We start from the raw sequence: 17,731 nt of genomic DNA, 5'->3' as shown, positions 1-17,731 counted from the left end.
CAGTGTTTTAGAGAACGCAGTTAAGCTGTTTTTTATTTTGATTTATGAAAGAAATACTATTAAAGTAAATCCATGATTGGCTTTATATGTTAAGTTTAAATTTATCAATATAAAAATACGGTACGAAGTAAAATATAACTAACAGTCTTATAATTTTTTAGAACAAACGTAAAACTAAATTTTACACACTTTTTATAAATATCATGAATAAAATAATCCTGCAATTTCGATTAATTTTAATGCCATTTCTAATGTTTGTGACTTATTTTAGTAGTAACGCACAAACTGTCACAACTCCTGAATTTTCAAAAGGAGGTGATGTGAGTTGGTTGCCACAAATGGAAGCTACGGGATACAAATTTTACGATATTGATGGCACTGAAAAAGACTGCTTGCAACTGCTGAAAGATAGGGGAATGAATACCATTAGGCTTCGTGTTTTTGTTAATCCATCAAATGATAAAACCAACGGTCATTGTAGTCCAACGGAAACTGTTGCGTTAGCGGTTCGTGCTAAAAATATGGGAATGCGGATTATGATTGACTTTCATTATAGTGATACTTGGGCTGATCCCGCACATCAAACTAAACCAGCAGCTTGGGCAAGTCATTCCTTTGCAGACTTGCAAAATGATGTTTACAATCATACTTATGATGTGCTAAATGCGCTAAAAGTAGCTGGAGTAACTCCAGAATGGGTACAAATTGGTAACGAAATTCCAGGAGGAATGTTATGGCCAGAAGGAAGCACTACAAACTGGAGTCAATTGGCTCAATTACTAAATAAAGGATACGAAGCGACAAAAGCGATTGACACTGCGATCAAAGTGATTATTCATATTGACCAAGGCAATAATAATGCTAGATTCAGATGGTTTTTTGATAATGTAAAAACAAATAATGTAAAATATGATGTCATCGGTATGTCTTATTACCCCTATTGGTTAAACAGCGATTACACTGTCACAATTACCAATTTAGAAAATAATTTAAAAGAGATGGTTTCACGATATGGCAAAGAAGTGATGGTTGTAGAAGTTGGAGGCGATTACACCAAAGTTCAAAATACCTATGATATGCTACTTGCGGTAATTGTAGCCGTAAAAAAAGTGTCTGATAACAAAGGTCTTGGTGTAATTTATTGGGAACCTCAAGGAGAAAAAAGTTGGAGTGGATATCAATTGAGTGCCTGGCAATCCAATGGTAAACCCTCGGTTGCGCTAGATGCTTTTAAAAACGATGTAAACTTGGTTATCGAACAAGTGAAAATTGATGGGTTTGCTGCTAATCCTGTAGAAGAAGAAAAAAATGTCAGTATAAATTTAACCTATACAGCAAATACTGCCACCGATTATTTTTATGTGGGATTATTCAAAAGAAATTCAAGTGGTGAATGGTTACAAACAATTGTGGAAAGTTCGGGAAATCAATTTTTAGTACCATCAGCTGGAACGAATGTTGCCACTCAATTAACACTTGGCATACCTTTGGCCACGACTCCAACTGCAAGTTTAACCAATGGAGAATATTATGATATGTATGTGGAACTTTGGACAGCGAATTGGGGAACGAAGCTAGGGTCTAGTTTATCTTCTAAACTAACTATTGCGGCAAGAGGATCATTAGGAGTTGAGGAAAATAACTTGGCTAAAGAATTAATTGTATACCCTAATCCTGTTACAAATACTTTAAGTTTTAAAAACACTAATAACGAAATAATTAAATCTTTAAAAATTACAAACATCGAAGGAAAAACTGTTTATTCTAATGTCAATTCAGAAGGCCAAAACACCATCGATGTGTCTAAATTAAGTTCTGGTATTTATATTTTATCAATTGTTGCAGAAGATGGAACACAACAGTTTAAATTCATCAAAAAATAAACAACAAAATTCATTTTATAAATCCATTGAAGCGTTTATTCAATTTAATATATAACAACGATTCAAACCTTTTTTAACTAAAATATGAAGAAATCAAGAGTACAATTTCGATTCGTATTAATGGCAGTAATCACAATGCTAATAACTTCTAGCAGTGCCGCACAAACACCTGAACCATCCGCTTTTTCTTTTTCTAAAGGAGCAGATGTGGGTTGGTTGCCACAGATGGAAGCCACTGGATACAAATTTTACGATTGGGATGGTTCGCAAAAAGATTGTTTGCAACTCCTAAAAGACAGAGGAATGAATACTATTCGTCTTCGAGTTTGGGTAAATCCATCTAATGATAAAGCAAGTGGCCATTGTAGTCCAGCAGAAACAGTAGAGATGGCTGTTCGTGCACAAAAATTAGGAATGCGAATTATGATTGATTTTCATTACAGCGACACTTGGGCAGATCCTGGAAAGCAAGCAAAACCAGCTGGATGGGCTAATCATTCTTTTCCAGAATTATTAAATGACGTTTACACGCATACTTTTGATGTTTTGAATTTGTTAAAAGCAGCTGGAGTTACTCCAGAATGGGTGCAAGTTGGTAACGAAATTCCTGGTGGTATGCTATGGCCGGAAGGCAGTACAAATAATTGGCCTCAATTGGCACAATTATTAAATAAAGGTTATGATGCCACAAAAGCTGTAAATTCAAATATCAAAGTAATCGTGCACGTTGATGAAGGAAATAATAATTCCAAATTCAGATGGTTTTTTGATAATGCCAAAGCCAATAATGCAAAATATGACATCATTGGACTTTCGTATTACCCGTATTGGATAAAAAGTGATTACACAACCACGATTCTTGATTTGGAAAACAATCTAAAAGATATGGTCTCCAGATACGGCAAAGAAGTTATGATTGTTGAAGTTGGAGGTGATTTCACCTTAGTTCAAAACACCAAAGATATGTTGACTGCCGTCATAAAAGCTGTAAAATCCGCTCCAAATAACAAAGGGCTTGGCGTGATTTATTGGGAACCTCAAGGCGAAAAAAGCTGGAGTGGTTATCAATTGAATGCTTGGAAATCTGACGGAAAACCTTCACCAGCATTAGATGCTTTTAAAAATTAATAAAAACAATAATGAAATTCATTTTAAGAAACACATTTCTTTTAGTATTCCTTTTTTCTGTTGGAAACATAAATTCGCAATTCAGAACCAAAGTTAATTTTGGTTCAGATTGGGAATTTAAACGAGCTGAAACAAATTCCAATTGGGAGAAAGTTGTCATTCCGCATACGGCCAAAATAGAACCTTTAGTGGTCAACAACCAGTTTCAAGGAACCTGTTGGTATCAAAAAAAGTTCGACGTTTCCAATTCAAAAAACAAGAAAGTCTTTCTTTATTTTGAAGGCGTGATGCAGGAAGCCGATGTTTGGATCAACGACCAAAAAGTGACCAATCACAAAGGTGGTTATTTGCCTTTTACGGTTGATGTCACACCTTTTTTGAAATCGAAAGGCAATACAATTAAAGTCAAAGTTAACAACGAAGACAATCCAGAATTTCTTCCGGGCAAACCATTAAAGGATTTGGATTTTAATTATTATGGTGGAATTTATAGAAATGTATATCTCATTACAACCGATAAATTATACATTACCAATGCGATTCAGGCGAATAAAAAAGCCAGCGGCGGAATTTTTGTGAATTTTGACAATGTCACCAAAAGCGAAGCTTCGGGAACAATTCAGGTTCATTTAAAAAATGAATATACTAACAATAAGAATGTTTCGCTGAAATATATTCTGACCAATAATGAGGGTGAAAAACTCGAATTTAAGTCGGAAACATTCCTAATAAATGCCAATTCAAATAAAGCGATTACGCAAAATATTGAGGTAAAAAAACCAAAATTATGGTCGATTTCAAAACCTAATTTATATAGTCTAGAAGTCCAAGTAATTGTAAACAATAAAATTATTGATACCTATTCAGAGACAATAGGAATTAGAAAATCCGAAATAAAAGAAGATGGTTATTATCTAAACGACGAGAAATTATACATAACAGGAACGAACGAACATCAGGAATATCCTTATTTAGGCTATGCCATTTCGGACGAAGCGCAATATCGTGATGCCGTAAAAATTAAGAATGCAGGCTTTGATTTGGTTCGAATGTCCCATTATCCTCACGCCGAAGCTTTTTTGAATGCTTGTGACGTATTGGGAATTTTAGTAATGAATAGCCTAACGGGCTGGCAGTTTTTTGGCAGCGAAACCTTCCAGAAAAATGCACTTCAGGATATTCGCGAAATGGCAAGAAGAGATAGAAATCATCCGAGTGTCATTTTTTGGGAAGCCTCATTAAACGAAACTCAAATGAGCGAAAGTTTTATGAAAGATGCGGCAAAAACATTAAAAGAGGAAATACCATTTGCAAATAATTACACCGCCTGTTGGATTGACAACGAAAATTATGATATTTTTATTCCGGCACGACAACACGGAAAAGCACCTGATTATTGGACAAAATACAACAACGGAAAGCGCAAAATTTTTATTGCTGAATATGGCGATTGGGAATATTACGCACAAAATGCGGGATTCAATCAAACCGAATTTTCGAATCTAAAAGATGACGAAAGAACCTCACGACAATTACGTGGTTTTGGTGAAAAACGATTGTTACAACAAGCCTATAATTTTCAGGAAGCGGCCAATTCCAATAGAAAAGGATCCCAGACTATTGGCGAAGCCAATTGGGCAATGTTTGATTACAATCGCGGCTACAGCAATGATTTAGAGAGTTCAGGAATAAGCGATATTTTCAGAATACCAAAATTCGCTTACTATTTTTATCAAAGTCAACGTGATGCAAATGTTATTTTAGATTGCAAATTAGTTTCTGGGCCAATGATAAATATTGCCAGTTACTGGACAGAAAACTCTTCATTGAATGTGACAGTTTATAGCAATTGTGACGAGGTTGCAATGTATCTTAATGATGTTTTAATAGCTAAAGAAAAACCTGCAATTAACACGAATAGTGATCAATTAATTCACCCTCCATTTATTTTTAAATTGGATAAATTTATTCCTGGAACATTACGAGCAGAAGGATATATTAATGGCGAAAAAGTAGTTTCTAATAGTGTTAAGACTCCTGAAAAACCTACTAAAATTGAGCTGACTTATGATATTTCTTCAAAAAAAATCAATCCAAATTATCCAGATATGGTTTTTGTATATGCCAAAATCACGGATGCAAACGGCACAGTAATCCCTACAGCAACAGATGAAGTAACCTTTTCTTTAACTGAAGGAAATGCTGAATTAATTGGAGAAAATCCAGTAAAAGCTGAAGCTGGAATTGCGACAATTATTCTTAAAACTACTCATTTCAAAAAACCAATATCGATAATCGCCACTGGAGCAAATTTACAAAACGGACGCATAGAAATTAGACCGTTACAAAAAAACTATTAAATGAAATCCTTATTTATTTTAGTTATAAGATTTTTGAGTTTAAATTCTTATTCATCGCTAATTGATTGGTCATCTATAGAAAATAAGTTTAAAATGTATCTTCATCCACACGCTATCGTTTTAATGCATAATTATGATTTCGGAAAATAAGATGAAATGTTAGCTTCTTTGGGGAAAATGATACTTTATGGAAAACCGCAAGGATACAAGTTTGTAACAATTGATAAGATTAAGTGATAACACTAAGACTTTCCTTAAATTTTATTGGTTAGCTAAAAGAGTTTCAAGAAAAAAAATATAAACGGCTTGTTTTTTAAATCACCATCAAATTACAGCCTCGAATATCAGAATTATCAAAACGACCCAATACTTCGAATGAATTATTGGGATTTTTTTTTCCCAAATCTTGAGTCGCGATAAAAGAACACGAATTAATGTTGGCCAAATCTATCACATTGATTCCGCCCGATTTTCCTTCTTCAACATAAGTCAATGCGTCTTCGGTGTTGCGAACAAGAATTTGCATCCAAGAAGGACATTCAAACACTCCGTTTCCAAGTGAATAAGCTTGCGAAAGCAATTCTGTCATACCATATTCAGAATGGATGGCTGTCACGCCAAAACCTTGGCAAAGTTTTTCGTGCAATTCTTCCCGAATCATCTCCTTGCGTTGGCCTTTCATTCCGCCGGTCTCCATAATGATTGTATTTTGTAACTGGAAAGGATATTTCTCGATTAAATCCAACAAGGCATAAGTTACGCCAATTAGAATCACGTTTTGTCCAGCATTATCTAATCTTTCTAATTTCTCGATTAGTTCTTTGTGGTTGTGAAGGTAAAATCCGCTTTCAGGATTGTGGGTCATTTGTATTAAATCTTCAACCATATAAATCAAAGAGGAACCTTCGCGCTCTAAATAGGACGGAAGCAAAGCCAATATCACATAATCCTCGATATTTCCATAAAATTGGGAGAAACCTTTTCGATAGCTTTCTTCGTATAAAGAGACGTCGGTAATGAAGTGATTGCTAGTAGCCATTCCGGTTGTTCCGCTGCTGGTAAAGGTTTTCTGAATGGGATTTTCATTAGAAACAACTGTATGACTTTTAAAAAACTGGATAGGTAAAAACGGAATTTGCTCTAATGATTTAACTTTTTGAGTATTAGTTTTCAAAAAATCGCAAAATTCCCGATAGACTACGTTGTTTTCGTATTGAAAGCGAAATACTTTCAGCGCTATTTTTTCAAATTGCTTTAGGCTTGAAATAGAAAATATGTCAGGAGTTGGAGTCAAGTTTTTTTTGCAAAAGTAATTAAATAAAAAAACTCCAACTTTACAATTGGAGTTTTTTAGAAAATAGGTTGAAACTAATTATTCGATAATTAATTTTCTAGTATCAGTTTTTCCGTCTTCGGTGACTCTTACAATGTATGCACCTCCTTTAAGGTTAGAAACATTTACAGCATTGTTTGAAATTTTAGTATTTAAAACTTGTTTTCCTAAAATGTCAAAAACTGTAACTGATTTTGCATTGTTGCTATTTGAGGTAATGAATAAATTACCGTTTTTTACGGGGTTTGGATAAACGCTTAGACCAGATATTGTGTTTTGTTTTAAGGATAAAACAAGTGCGGAAGTTGTTGCATAGGCCCAGGTGCTACCAGCTCTTACGTCATCGTATTCTACATTTCCTGTTCCAGCTGTAACATTGCCAGCCTGTCTAAAACAAACACTTGCAATTGATGCAGGAGCAGCAGTTGTTCCTGTTGCGTTTGTTAGACTTGGTACAGGTTCAGTGCTATCTAATGCTGGATTTACAAATAAATAAGCTGTATTATTTGATCTGTCATATTTAACAACAATAAAAATAGGGGTTCCAATAGGGTAATCTGTTGCCATATAATTAGCTGTAGAACCTGTGCTAGTATTTACAATTCCAATATTAAAAGTATTAGCAGTGACTCCAGTTTTTAAAAATAATCGTCCGTATAATCCAGAAACACTAGCTCCAACTTGTGCGCCAAGAGCGATTGAATAATCCCCAGTAGTTGTTAAGCCAGTAATGTTAGGAAAGTTTAAAATCGCTGAATAGTATGCGGCAGTGGTGATAGCTGTACCAACGCTTTTATTTACATCTTCAGTACTACCCGCAACTAATGTAACTTTATTTCCAGTAGGAGTTAACCCTGCATAAGTTAATGATCCAGATGAAATAGTTAGTTGACCGGCAGTTCCACTGTGAAGTGTCCATCCATTAGTACTTAACAAGCCTGTTCCACTAAACGTTTCTGTTAATTGTCCAAAAGACAAAGTAGTCAATAAAATAAAAGATAAAGTGTAAATTTTTTTCATAACAATTTTTTTAAATTAGTTATGCAAATGTAGCAATACTTTAGCTCCTTAAGAGAGGGCCAATGTAAAAAAATCATTAATTTAACAAAATCGGTAAGATTTACTTATTTGACAATAAGTTTTCGTGTAGCGGTAGATTGCTCTTCGTCTATCTTAATAATATAAACGCCTGGAGATAAATTAGAGATGTTGAGTTCCTTTGAACTCATTGTAGTTTGAAGGACTTTTTTTCCAAGAACATCAAAGATAATAATGTTTTTGTCTAAATCATTTTTTGATGTAATATAAACTTTGCCATTACTTACAGGATTAGGGTACAAGTTCAGCCCTTCGATAACCGTAGTTTCTTGAAGTTTGGAAATTTGTTTGCCATCTTGTGCCGAAACACTCAAAGTAATGAAAAAACCCAATAAAAGTGTAATATAAAAGTAATTTTTTGTCATCATTTCGATTTGGAGTTGTAAAGATATGAAAAAAACTTTTCAAAATTCGTACCAAAAACTTTAAATTTACGTTAATGTTGATTTCTTACAAGAAAATCAGTAAAAAGGGTTTATTATATTTGTTCATTTTAATCGCCTTTAAAGTTTTACCCACAAAATTTATGGAGGTTAACTTTGTTATTATTTAGAAATTACATTTTTGTTTTAATTGCGCGATTGCTTCATTCTTTTCAATAAAAAACGCAAATTTTAGATCCTTTTGCAGTAAAATTTTAACGAATATGGTGGATGTGTTTGTTTTAATCATCATTATGAATTTGTTTATACCGTATTACCAAATTGTTAACTTATAATAAATAGTTTAACACATACACTGTTTTTGATTTACATTTACCTTTACAAACCAAAAAGCAGCATTGTAATATTATGAAAAAACAAAATACAAAGATTTTATTAGTCGATGATGAACCGGATATTTTAGAAATTGTTGGCTATAATCTTGCTCAAGAAGGCTATCAAATTTTCACAGCATCAAACGGAAAAGAGGCTGTCGCCAAAGCAAAAAAAGAAGAACCAGACCTTATTATCATGGATGTAATGATGCCAGAAATGGATGGGATGGAAGCATGTGAAATGATTCGAAAAATTCCTGAATTGAATAATGTAATCATTACATTTTTGACTGCCAGAAGCGAAGATTATTCTCAAGTAGCAGGCTTCGACGCTGGAGCTGACGATTACATAACCAAGCCTATAAAACCAAAAGTGCTTGTAAGTAAAGTAAAGGCATTGTTGAGAAGATTAAAAGAACAAGAAAAAAATAGTGAAACCCTTAATGTAGGTGGAATCGAAATCAATCGCGAAGAGTATCAAATCGTTAAAGACGGTATTGTAATTGCCTTACCTCGAAAAGAATTCGAATTGTTTTATTTGTTGGCATCAAAACCTGGAAAAGTATTTAAACGCGATGAAATTTTAGATAAAGTTTGGGGCAATGAAGTGGTTGTTGGAGGTAGAACTATAGATGTTCACATTCGCAAACTTCGAGAAAAAATTGGCGATGATTTCTTCAAAACAATAAAAGGAGTTGGATATAAATTCGAAGTGTAATTTTTGTGGTAAATTTGCACAACACTTCGAATTTAAAAAAAATGAAAATAAGTTTTCAAAAAACATATAAGTTTGCCGTTATATCGGCATTATACATCAGTGTTTTTGCGTCTTTTTTTGCGATGTTTTTGGCAAAAGCGATGTTTAAATATCCATTCAAAAGTTTACTTTCGTTTGGGCTTGTCTACCTACTCATTATTTATATCTTTTCATTTGTAGCCATACAATATAGAGTAGAAAGATTTATTTACCGAAGGGTGAAAAAAATCTATGACGATATTTCACTTTTAGAATCCAGTACTTTTATTGATCAGCATATCACTACCGATATGGAGGCCTTGACTAGAGAAGTTAAAAAGTTTGCCACCGACAAAAAAATGGAAATCGAAATGCTTAAAGTTCGAGAAAAATACCGAAGAGAATTTTTAGGAAACGTTTCTCACGAACTTAAAACCCCTTTATTTACAGTGCAAGGTTACCTGTCAACGCTTCTTGACGGCGCAATGGAAGATAAAAACATTCGAAAAAAATACCTAAAACGTGCCGAAAAAGGAGTGGAACGATTGATCTATATCGTCGAAGATTTAGATATGATTACCAAACTTGAAGTAGGCGATTTAAATCTTGAATTTTCTGAATTTGATGTTGTCGAATCGATTCAAAACGTTTTTGACTTATTAGAAATGAAAGCCGATATAAAGAAAATTACTTTGGCATTCGAAAATTATCACATTCAACCTGTTTTTGTAAATGGCGATAAAGACAAATTGCAACAGCTTGTAGAGAACTTGATTGTCAACTCTATAAAATACGGTAAAGAAGGTGGTTTGACCGAAGTGAGTGTCATCAATTTAACCAAGAAAAAAGTCTTGGTTCGAATTACCGATAATGGAGAAGGAATAGAAAGTCAAAATCTTCCAAGGATTTTCGAACGCTTTTATAGAGTTGATAAAAGTGGCGCTCGCAGCGAAGGTGGCTCAGGTTTGGGTCTTGCCATCGTAAAGCACATTGTCGAAGCGCATAAAGAAAAGATTTATGTAGAGAGTGAATTCGGCATTGGTTCAGAATTTTCTTTTACTTTGACAAAAGCCAAGTTAATTAGCAAAACAAATGATGAGGTTTAATTAACCTTCGGATAGTGATATTGTTTTATTTAAATAATCGAAAATCATTGTTTTGCATTATAATTTTTGGGCTCTTACATTAAATTATCGTCAACACATCATTAATTTATTATCAATATAACGTTATGTTAACATTAGCTTAACATAGTAATCTACCTTTGCAAAAAATTAAATCATAAAAAATGAAAAAGATTTTATTTGCAAGTTTACTATTTGTTTCATTTGCAACCCATGCACAAGATGTCAAAAAAGACGAAATCAAAAAAGAAGTAGTTCGTATTTTAGATTCAATCAATTCTTTAAACAAGGAAAAGCAAACTGAGAAAGAAAAACAAGTTGCAAAAGAAAAGGTAGATAAAGAAAAAGCTGACAAAGAATCTTGGTACAACAAATTGTCCATTCGTGGTTATGTTCAAGTTCGTTACAACGGATTAATTTCTACAAACGACAAAGTGTCTTGTGATCAATGTGATAAATCTTGGGGAACAACTTCAACCGCTCCTGATGCCAAATCCAACAATGGGTTTTTTATAAGAAGAGCTCGGATTGTGTTTTCGGGTCAAGTTCATCCTAATGTGTATGTTTACATTCAACCTGATTTTGCTAGTTCTCCAGGTTCAGGGATAAATCATTTTGCTCAAATTAGAGATGCTTATGCCGATATTTCTTTTGACAAGAAAAGAGAATTCAGAGTTAGATTGGGACAAAGTAAGGTTCCTTTTGGTTTCGAAAATTTGCAATCAAGCCAAAACCGTTTGACCTTAGATCGTAATGATGGTTTGAATAGTGCGGTAGTTAACGAAAGAGATTTGGGAGCATTTTTTTACTGGGCTCCAGCCGAAATCAGAGAGCGTTTTGCAATGCTTGTAAAAGATGGATATAAAGGTTCAGGTGATTATGGTGTGTTCGCTTTTGGAGCTTATAATGGTCAAACAGCTAACAAATCTGAGGCTAATAGAAATTTACATGTGGTTACTAGAGTTACTTATCCTTTTGTTATTGGAAACCAAATTATAGAGCCAGGATTACAAGCATATACTGGGAAATGGGCATTTACAAGCGAATTATCTACAGGCGTGACAACTCCAAATAAAATAAATACTCTTGACCAACGAGTTGGAGCGACTTTTGTATTGTATCCAAAACCATTTGGTATCCAAACAGAATACAACATTGGAAAAGGACCGCGTTATGATAAAGTTACCAATACAGTCGATGTTTCTAGTTTAGAAGGTGGTTACATTACTTTGAACTACAAATGGGATATAAATTTAGCCAAACACCATTTTTTATATCCTTTTGCTAAGTTTCAATATTATGATGGTGGAAAGAAATTTGAGAAAGATTCTAGAAGTTATATCGTAAGAGATTATGAAATTGGTCTAGAATGGCAACCAATCAAAGCATTCGAATTAGTAGCTGAATGGGTTATTGCTGACAGAACTTTTGAAGATAGCGCATTAAAAAATAATAGACAACAAGGTAACTTGTTGAGATTGCAAGCACAGTTCAACTTTTAATTTATGAATCATAGGAAGGGGCTTTTTCACAATTTATGAACGAGTCTCTTTTTTAATGTTTATGAGTTTATTGTATTTAAAATCAATATTTTACAATTAACTTTGGTTAAATTTGCATATTCTTATTGTTAAATTATTGTAAAAACTATCCAAATAGTAAAGATTGAATAATATTTACTTAACACAGACTTAACCTTGCCGCTATACTTTTGTCAAAAATTAAAACAAATTTTAAAAATGAATACAACTAAATCAAGAATTGCAGCCCTATTAGTAGTCGTAATGACTTTTGGATATTCGTTTACAAGTTTAAATAAAATAACGATTAAGGGTTCGGATACTATGGTAATTTTGTCTCAACAATGGGCAGAAGCATATATGAAAAAGCATCCAGAAACAACCATTCAAGTTACAGGTGGTGGATCAGGTGTAGGTCTTGCAGCATTAATCAACGGTAGTACAGATATTGCTAATTCAAGTCGTCCAATCAAACCAGCAGAATTAGAAAAAATAAAAGCGAAATACAAAAAAAGTGGTGTTGAAATCGCTTGTGCTAAAGATGGTTTATCAGTTTTCTTGAATAAAGGAAATACTGTTTCTGAATTGACAATTCAACAAATAGGGGATATTTTCTCTGGTAAAATAACCAACTGGAATGAAGTAGGTGGAGTAGATGCTAAAATTCAATTGTATGGAAGAGAAAGCAGCTCAGGAACTTTTGAATTCTTCAAAGAACACGTAGTAAAAACCGATTTTTCTCCAAGATGTCAAACTTTGCCTGGAACTGCAGCGATTGTAAACGCAGTGAAAAAAGACAAATACAGCATTGGTTATGGTGGAGCTGCTTACGCAGAAGGCGTGAAAGATTGTAAAGTAAAAAAAGATGCTAAAAGCAAAGGAGTTTTACCAACTGAAGCAACAATAAAAAACAAAACCTATCCGATTTCAAGATACTTGTATATGTATTTGAAAGAGAAACCAACAGGCGATACAAAAAAATTCATTGATTGGATTTTGAGCTCAGAAGGTCAAAAAATGATTGCAACTGTAGGATATTTTCCTGTAAAATAAAAATTTTAAAAAATCCCTCTCTTCATTAGGGAGGGATTTTTTATTTACATAAATGAATTCTTAAATCTATTAAATGAATTCTCCACTTCCAATTAAACAAACTTTCACCAAAGAGAGTTTGAAAAAACAATTCAGACTTTCTGAATTTCTGGCCGAAAAGATTATTTCTTCGGTAGCCTTTCTCTCGATTGCCATTATTTTCCTGATATTTATTTTTGTTTTCAAGGAATCTTTGCCATTATTCAGTTTTGGCGATAAAGCAAAAACCGAAATACAAACCACTACAGGAGCTGAAGTTGAAACTTATGGAGCTGAAACTTCTACTGAAGAAATACAACCTGAAACCTATGGTGCTCCTGCCGAAAATCTAGAACCTGAAAGTTATGGAACCACAACCGAGGATTTGAATCCAGTGGTTGAAGAAATAGCAGTAACTGAACCAGAAACTTACGGAACGGTAACCGAAGATTTAAACCCTGATTCCGCTTCGGAAGAAGTAGTTGCTATTGACGAAAAAGTTACTGGAAACAAAGAAGGTGCAGACAAAACATGGAGTACTTTTTTCTCTACAGAATGGGTTCCCGTTTCCGATAATCCCCGTTTTGGACTGATTGCTTTGCTTATTGGAACTTTAAAAGTTACTGTTATTGCAATGCTTATTGCAGGACCTTTGGCAATATTAGCAGCAGTTTATACTTCTTGTTTTGCATCCAATAGAAGAAAAGAAATCATAAAACCCATTATCGAAATGCTAGCCGCTTTTCCATCAGTAGTAATTGGATTTTTTGCAATGATGGTGTTGGCTACTTTTTTTCAAGATATTTTTGGCTATGATTCACGATTGAATGCTTTTATAGGTGGTGTTGCAATGGCATTAGCAGCAATTCCAATTATTTATACGATTTCAGAAGATGCACTTTCAGCGGTTCCAAAAACGTATACCGAAGCCAGTTTGGCATTGGGAGCCAGCAAAGCACAAACCGCTTTTTCGGTGATTTTGCCAGCGGCGACTCCGGGAATTTTTGCAGCCTTGCTTTTGGGTGTGGGTCGTGTTTTTGGGGAAACAATGATTGCTCTTATGGCAACAGGAAACGCAGCTTTATTATCGGCAAATCCGTTTGAAAGTGTGCGAACTTTTGCAGCAACTATTGGTTCTGAAATGGCAGAAACTGTTTTTGGAGAAACTCATTACAGCGTTTTGTTTTTTATTGGATCGTTACTTTTCATTTTTTCTTTCATATTAAATGCAGTAGCAGAATTTTATGTCAAAGGAAAATTAATCAAAAAATTCCAAGGTAAATAGAAATGGAAAATACAAATACTATATTGGTAAATCCGTTTGCCAAGACGAGCGGCAAAGGAAAAGATATTAAAGAAACGGCCGTTGTGGGAATTACTCAAGTTGCGGTACTTTTGATTATTGCCATTCTGTTTGTCATCTTAGGTATTATTATTTACCAAGGACGAGATAAATTTTCTTGGGAATTCATCAGTTCTTTTCCAACTGACGGAATGACCAAAGGTGGAATTTTCCCTGCTTTGATAGGAACTTTTATTCTAGTTATCGTAATGTCGATAGCGGCGGTTCCTTTCGGTACAATTACGGCAATTTATTTGACAGAATATGCCAAGGAAAATTCAAAATTTGCTGCAGCCGTGCGATTTTCTATACGAACTTTGGCAGTTGTTCCTTCGATAATCTTTGGGCTTTTCGGATTGGGTTTTTTCATCCAATTCGTGGGGACAGGAATGGATACAGCTTTCAACGGAGGCGAATTGCATTGGGGACAACCCAATATCCTTTGGGCGAGTTTAACCATGGCATTATTGACGCTTCCGGTGATTATCGTTTCGGTAGAAGAAGCTTTGAAAACAATTCCGAGAGAATTAAGAGAAGCCAGTTTAGCATTAGGAGCCACCAAATGGCAAACAATAAAAAAAGTAGTTTTTCCAGGTTCTATTTCTGGAATTATGACAGGAACAATTCTTGCCGTGAGTAGAGGCGCTGGTGAAGTTGCACCCATTTTATTTACTGGAGCTGCTTATTATTTGGCGACTTTGCCAGAATCATTGAGCGATCAATTTATGAATTTGGGGTATCACGTTTACATTATGTCAACCCAATCTTCGGATGTTGAAAAAACAATGCCAATTCAGTTTGCAACCACTTTGGTATTATTAATTCTAACTTTGTCATTAAATTTAGTGGCTGTAGTTATCCGATCCAGAATTAGACGAAAAGCAAAATAATTTCCTATAGCGAAACTATATTATTTTAGATATAACAAAAATAAAATGAGAGATATAAAAATACAGGTTAACGATTTGTCATTATACTACGGCGAGAAAAAAGCATTAAATAATATTTCGATGCAAATCCCAGCCAATAAAGTTACTGCTTTAATCGGACCATCGGGTTGTGGAAAATCTACTTTTTTGAGGTGCATTAATCGAATGAATGATTTGATTCCGAGTGTGAAAATCACGGGAGAAATGCTTGTGGAAGGCGTTGATATTTACGATAAAAACGTGGATGTGGTTAATATTCGAAAAAAAATCGGAATGGTTTTTCAAAAATCAAACCCTTTTCCTAAATCCATTTATGAAAATGTCGCTTATGGACCGAGAATTAATGGACTGAAAGACAAAACTCAATTGGACGAGATCGTAGAAACTTCATTGCGTCAAGCAGCGATTTGGGATGAATTTAAAGATAGATTAGACGATTCAGCTTTGGGATTATCGGGAGGACAACAGCAACGTTTATGTATTGCACGAACATTGGCGGTAAGCCCAGATATTATTTTGATGGATGAACCCGCAAGCGCTTTAGATCCAATTTCAACCTCAAAAATCGAAGAACTGGTTCACGAATTGAAAGAACAATATACCATTATTATTGTGACTCATAATATGCAACAAGCTGCAAGGACAAGCGATCACACCGCATTTTTTTATATGGGAGAATTGATTGAAATGGGAAAAACAAATGCTATATTTACCAAACCAGAGAAGAAGCAAACTGAAGATTATATCACGGGTAGATTTGGATAATGGTTTAAATTGGTTAATCACTTCATTGTTAACCAATTAATTTGTTAACCGATTGATCTTTTAAACTAAAAATTGTAAGATGACACATTTTGAAATGGAATTAGAAAAACTAAAAGACGTAATAAAAAAAATAGGCAATTTGGCCGTAAGCCAAGTTGGCGAATCAGTAAAAGCATTGCTTTTTGAACCTATAGAAGGTAAGGAAGTTAAGAAAACGGAAATGAAAATCGATAAATTAGATGTCAAAATCGATGAAATTTGTCAAAGTATTTTTGCTTTGCAACAGCCAGTAGCTTCTGATTTGCGTTTTATTATGGCATCGCTTCAAATAAGCAACGAGATTGAAAGAATAGGTGATTTGGCCGTGAGTGTTATAAAAAGAGCCAAAAACATCAAAGAAAAGCACGACTTAATTTCAAAATTTGAAATAGTTGATTTGGCCAAAGAGGTTGAATTAATTACCGCAAAAGCCAATGAGTGTTTATCGACACAAGACGAGAAAACGATTTCAGAAATTTTGACTTTGAAAAAAAGCATCAAATCGAAAGGTGATATTATTATTGAACACATTATTGAAGAAATGAAAGCCCATTCAAAAGTGGTCGTTTCCGGAACTAATTTGGTTATTGCATTAAAACATTTGGAACGTATTTCGGATCATTGTTCTAATATTGCAGAGTATGTGTATTTTATGGTGAATGCTAAAATTATCAAACACGAAAAACACGAAGATTTAAATATTGATAAGTTAGAATAAACTCTATTTTAATGTATTCTAAATAACAAAGCCAATTTCATTATCAAAATGAAATTGGCTTTCTTGTATCAAATGGTTTAATGAATACTAAAAACTTCCTTTTTTCTTATCGTCTCTCCAAGTAATATAGCCAAGAATAGCGTTGAAGAAATAGAAAGTATATTTGGCAACATTTGCTATATTCATCAACATTAGGTTCTGAATGGCTTTTGTTAAATTGTAAAATTGCCACAGAAACCAATTGTCAGGGTACATTCTTGCGGTGTTGAATGTTCCTCCAAAAGTGATTCCTGCCGGAATAGTTATAGCAAAAAACAACTTCCAATCAATGGGTTTTTCAGATAAATATTTGAAGGCAATGTAATTTAAGACAAAAGAAAAGAAAAAACCTAAAATTATATTTCTATAAAATATAAAATCTATTGAACGTAGAATTTTGCTTTTTTTCCAAGCTTTGAAAACGACATAATTTCCAATAAACGACACAGGATAGGTAAGAATTGCACCGGCATTTCCAAGTAAATAATCAATCGAACCACTCAAGAAAGTATTGCAAGTGGTGATGAAATTCCCAATATTGTTTTTCTTGGTAACCAATCGATTTCCCATCATCGAAAAACCAGTATTCAAGATGGAAATATAACCCAAATAAAAAACGTATTTCTGATGCTGAAAGGTGAAATTGAAAACCGTTTTATGATATTCTAAAATAATTGATGCTGTGATAACTATGGTTAAACCAATAACATCCAAATAAGTGCTATTGGTAATCGATTTGATAGTTTTTATTGATTTTTCAGAAAGCGAAAGTAGACTCATCTAATTTTGTTTAGGCAAATATATAAAGATTATTATGACTATCCGTTACTTGTACCAAGTTGTTTCTAATGCTGCAATCAATAACCTATCCGATAGTCTGTCCCCGAAA

At 33.9% G+C, this 17,731-nt stretch carries 15 protein-coding genes; 11 read left to right on the top strand and 4 right to left on the bottom strand.

The features are described 5' to 3' along the window. Window positions 1–203 precede the first annotated feature (203 nt). The 3 genes from FNW17_RS07670 to FNW17_RS07660 all read left to right on the top strand — a co-directional run bounded on the left by FNW17_RS07670 (window position 204) and on the right by FNW17_RS07660 (window position 5,371). Complete coding sequence (locus tag FNW17_RS07670; RefSeq protein ID WP_144071347.1) at window positions 204–1,883, top strand: glycosyl hydrolase 53 family protein; 1,680 nt, start codon at window positions 204–206, stop codon at window positions 1,881–1,883. 84 nt (window positions 1,884–1,967) lie between these two features. After that, entirely contained in the window at window positions 1,968–3,011 is a 1,044-nt protein-coding gene (locus FNW17_RS07665; protein ID WP_144071346.1) for a glycoside hydrolase family 53 protein, read from the top strand. 11 nt (window positions 3,012–3,022) lie between these two features. Further along, the gene (locus FNW17_RS07660) at window positions 3,023–5,371 is read left to right on the top strand and encodes a glycoside hydrolase family 2 protein (RefSeq protein ID WP_143389304.1); all 2,349 of its coding nucleotides are present in this window, start codon (window positions 3,023–3,025) and stop codon (window positions 5,369–5,371) included. Between the two features lie 313 nt (window positions 5,372–5,684). Here FNW17_RS07660 and FNW17_RS07655 read toward each other — a convergent pair whose 3' ends face one another. The 3 genes from FNW17_RS07655 to FNW17_RS07645 all read right to left on the bottom strand — a co-directional run bounded on the left by FNW17_RS07655 (window position 5,685) and on the right by FNW17_RS07645 (window position 8,167). Beyond that, entirely contained in the window at window positions 5,685–6,665 is a 981-nt protein-coding gene (locus tag FNW17_RS07655; RefSeq protein WP_143389305.1) for a LuxE/PaaK family acyltransferase, read from the bottom strand. Between the two features lie 78 nt (window positions 6,666–6,743). Further along, entirely contained in the window at window positions 6,744–7,724 is a 981-nt protein-coding gene (locus FNW17_RS07650; protein WP_143389306.1) for a T9SS type A sorting domain-containing protein, read from the bottom strand. 104 nt (window positions 7,725–7,828) lie between these two features. Next, window positions 7,829–8,167: a T9SS type A sorting domain-containing protein gene (locus tag FNW17_RS07645; RefSeq protein ID WP_143389307.1), complete on the bottom strand. Its 339-nt coding sequence runs from the start codon at window positions 8,165–8,167 to the stop codon at window positions 7,829–7,831. Between the two features lie 426 nt (window positions 8,168–8,593). On the opposite strand from FNW17_RS07645, the gene FNW17_RS07640 reads away from it, so the two are divergent. The 8 genes from FNW17_RS07640 (at window position 8,594) to phoU (ending at window position 16,803) form a co-directional block, all read left to right on the top strand. Beyond that, window positions 8,594–9,277 carry a response regulator transcription factor gene (locus FNW17_RS07640; RefSeq protein ID WP_143389308.1) on the top strand — a complete coding sequence of 228 codons (684 nt, stop codon included), beginning with the start codon at window positions 8,594–8,596 and terminating at the stop codon, window positions 9,275–9,277. A gap of 41 nt (window positions 9,278–9,318) precedes the next feature. Then, a complete protein-coding gene (locus FNW17_RS07635; protein WP_144071345.1) occupies window positions 9,319–10,401 on the top strand; it encodes a sensor histidine kinase in 1,083 nt (360 codons plus the stop codon). Between the two features lie 182 nt (window positions 10,402–10,583). Beyond that, window positions 10,584–11,921, top strand: a complete 1,338-nt coding sequence (locus FNW17_RS07630) for a porin (protein ID WP_144071344.1) — start codon at window positions 10,584–10,586, stop codon at window positions 11,919–11,921. Between the two features lie 237 nt (window positions 11,922–12,158). Further along, window positions 12,159–12,992: a phosphate ABC transporter substrate-binding protein gene (locus tag FNW17_RS07625; RefSeq protein ID WP_144071343.1), complete on the top strand. Its 834-nt coding sequence runs from the start codon at window positions 12,159–12,161 to the stop codon at window positions 12,990–12,992. A 73-nt stretch (window positions 12,993–13,065) separates the two neighbouring features. Next, window positions 13,066–14,295, top strand: a complete 1,230-nt coding sequence (gene pstC / locus FNW17_RS07620; RefSeq protein WP_144071342.1) for a phosphate ABC transporter permease subunit PstC — start codon at window positions 13,066–13,068, stop codon at window positions 14,293–14,295. Window positions 14,296–14,297: 2 nt separating this feature from the next. Beyond that, complete coding sequence (gene pstA, locus FNW17_RS07615) at window positions 14,298–15,242, top strand: phosphate ABC transporter permease PstA (protein ID WP_144071341.1); 945 nt, start codon at window positions 14,298–14,300, stop codon at window positions 15,240–15,242. A gap of 45 nt (window positions 15,243–15,287) precedes the next feature. After that, a complete protein-coding gene (pstB, locus tag FNW17_RS07610; protein ID WP_143389314.1) occupies window positions 15,288–16,046 on the top strand; it encodes a phosphate ABC transporter ATP-binding protein PstB in 759 nt (252 codons plus the stop codon). A 79-nt stretch (window positions 16,047–16,125) separates the two neighbouring features. Further along, the gene (phoU, locus tag FNW17_RS07605; RefSeq protein WP_144071340.1) at window positions 16,126–16,803 is read left to right on the top strand and encodes a phosphate signaling complex protein PhoU; all 678 of its coding nucleotides are present in this window, start codon (window positions 16,126–16,128) and stop codon (window positions 16,801–16,803) included. Between the two features lie 87 nt (window positions 16,804–16,890). On the opposite strand, the gene FNW17_RS07600 is transcribed toward phoU, so the two are convergent. Then, entirely contained in the window at window positions 16,891–17,622 is a 732-nt protein-coding gene (locus FNW17_RS07600; protein WP_144071339.1) for a nicotinamide mononucleotide transporter family protein, read from the bottom strand. Window positions 17,623–17,731 lie beyond the last annotated feature (109 nt).

This window comes from Flavobacterium franklandianum, from assembly GCF_007097365.1.
Classification (GTDB): Bacteria; Bacteroidota; Bacteroidia; order Flavobacteriales; family Flavobacteriaceae; genus Flavobacterium; species Flavobacterium franklandianum.
This window is presented reverse-complemented; position numbering and strand designations above follow the sequence as displayed.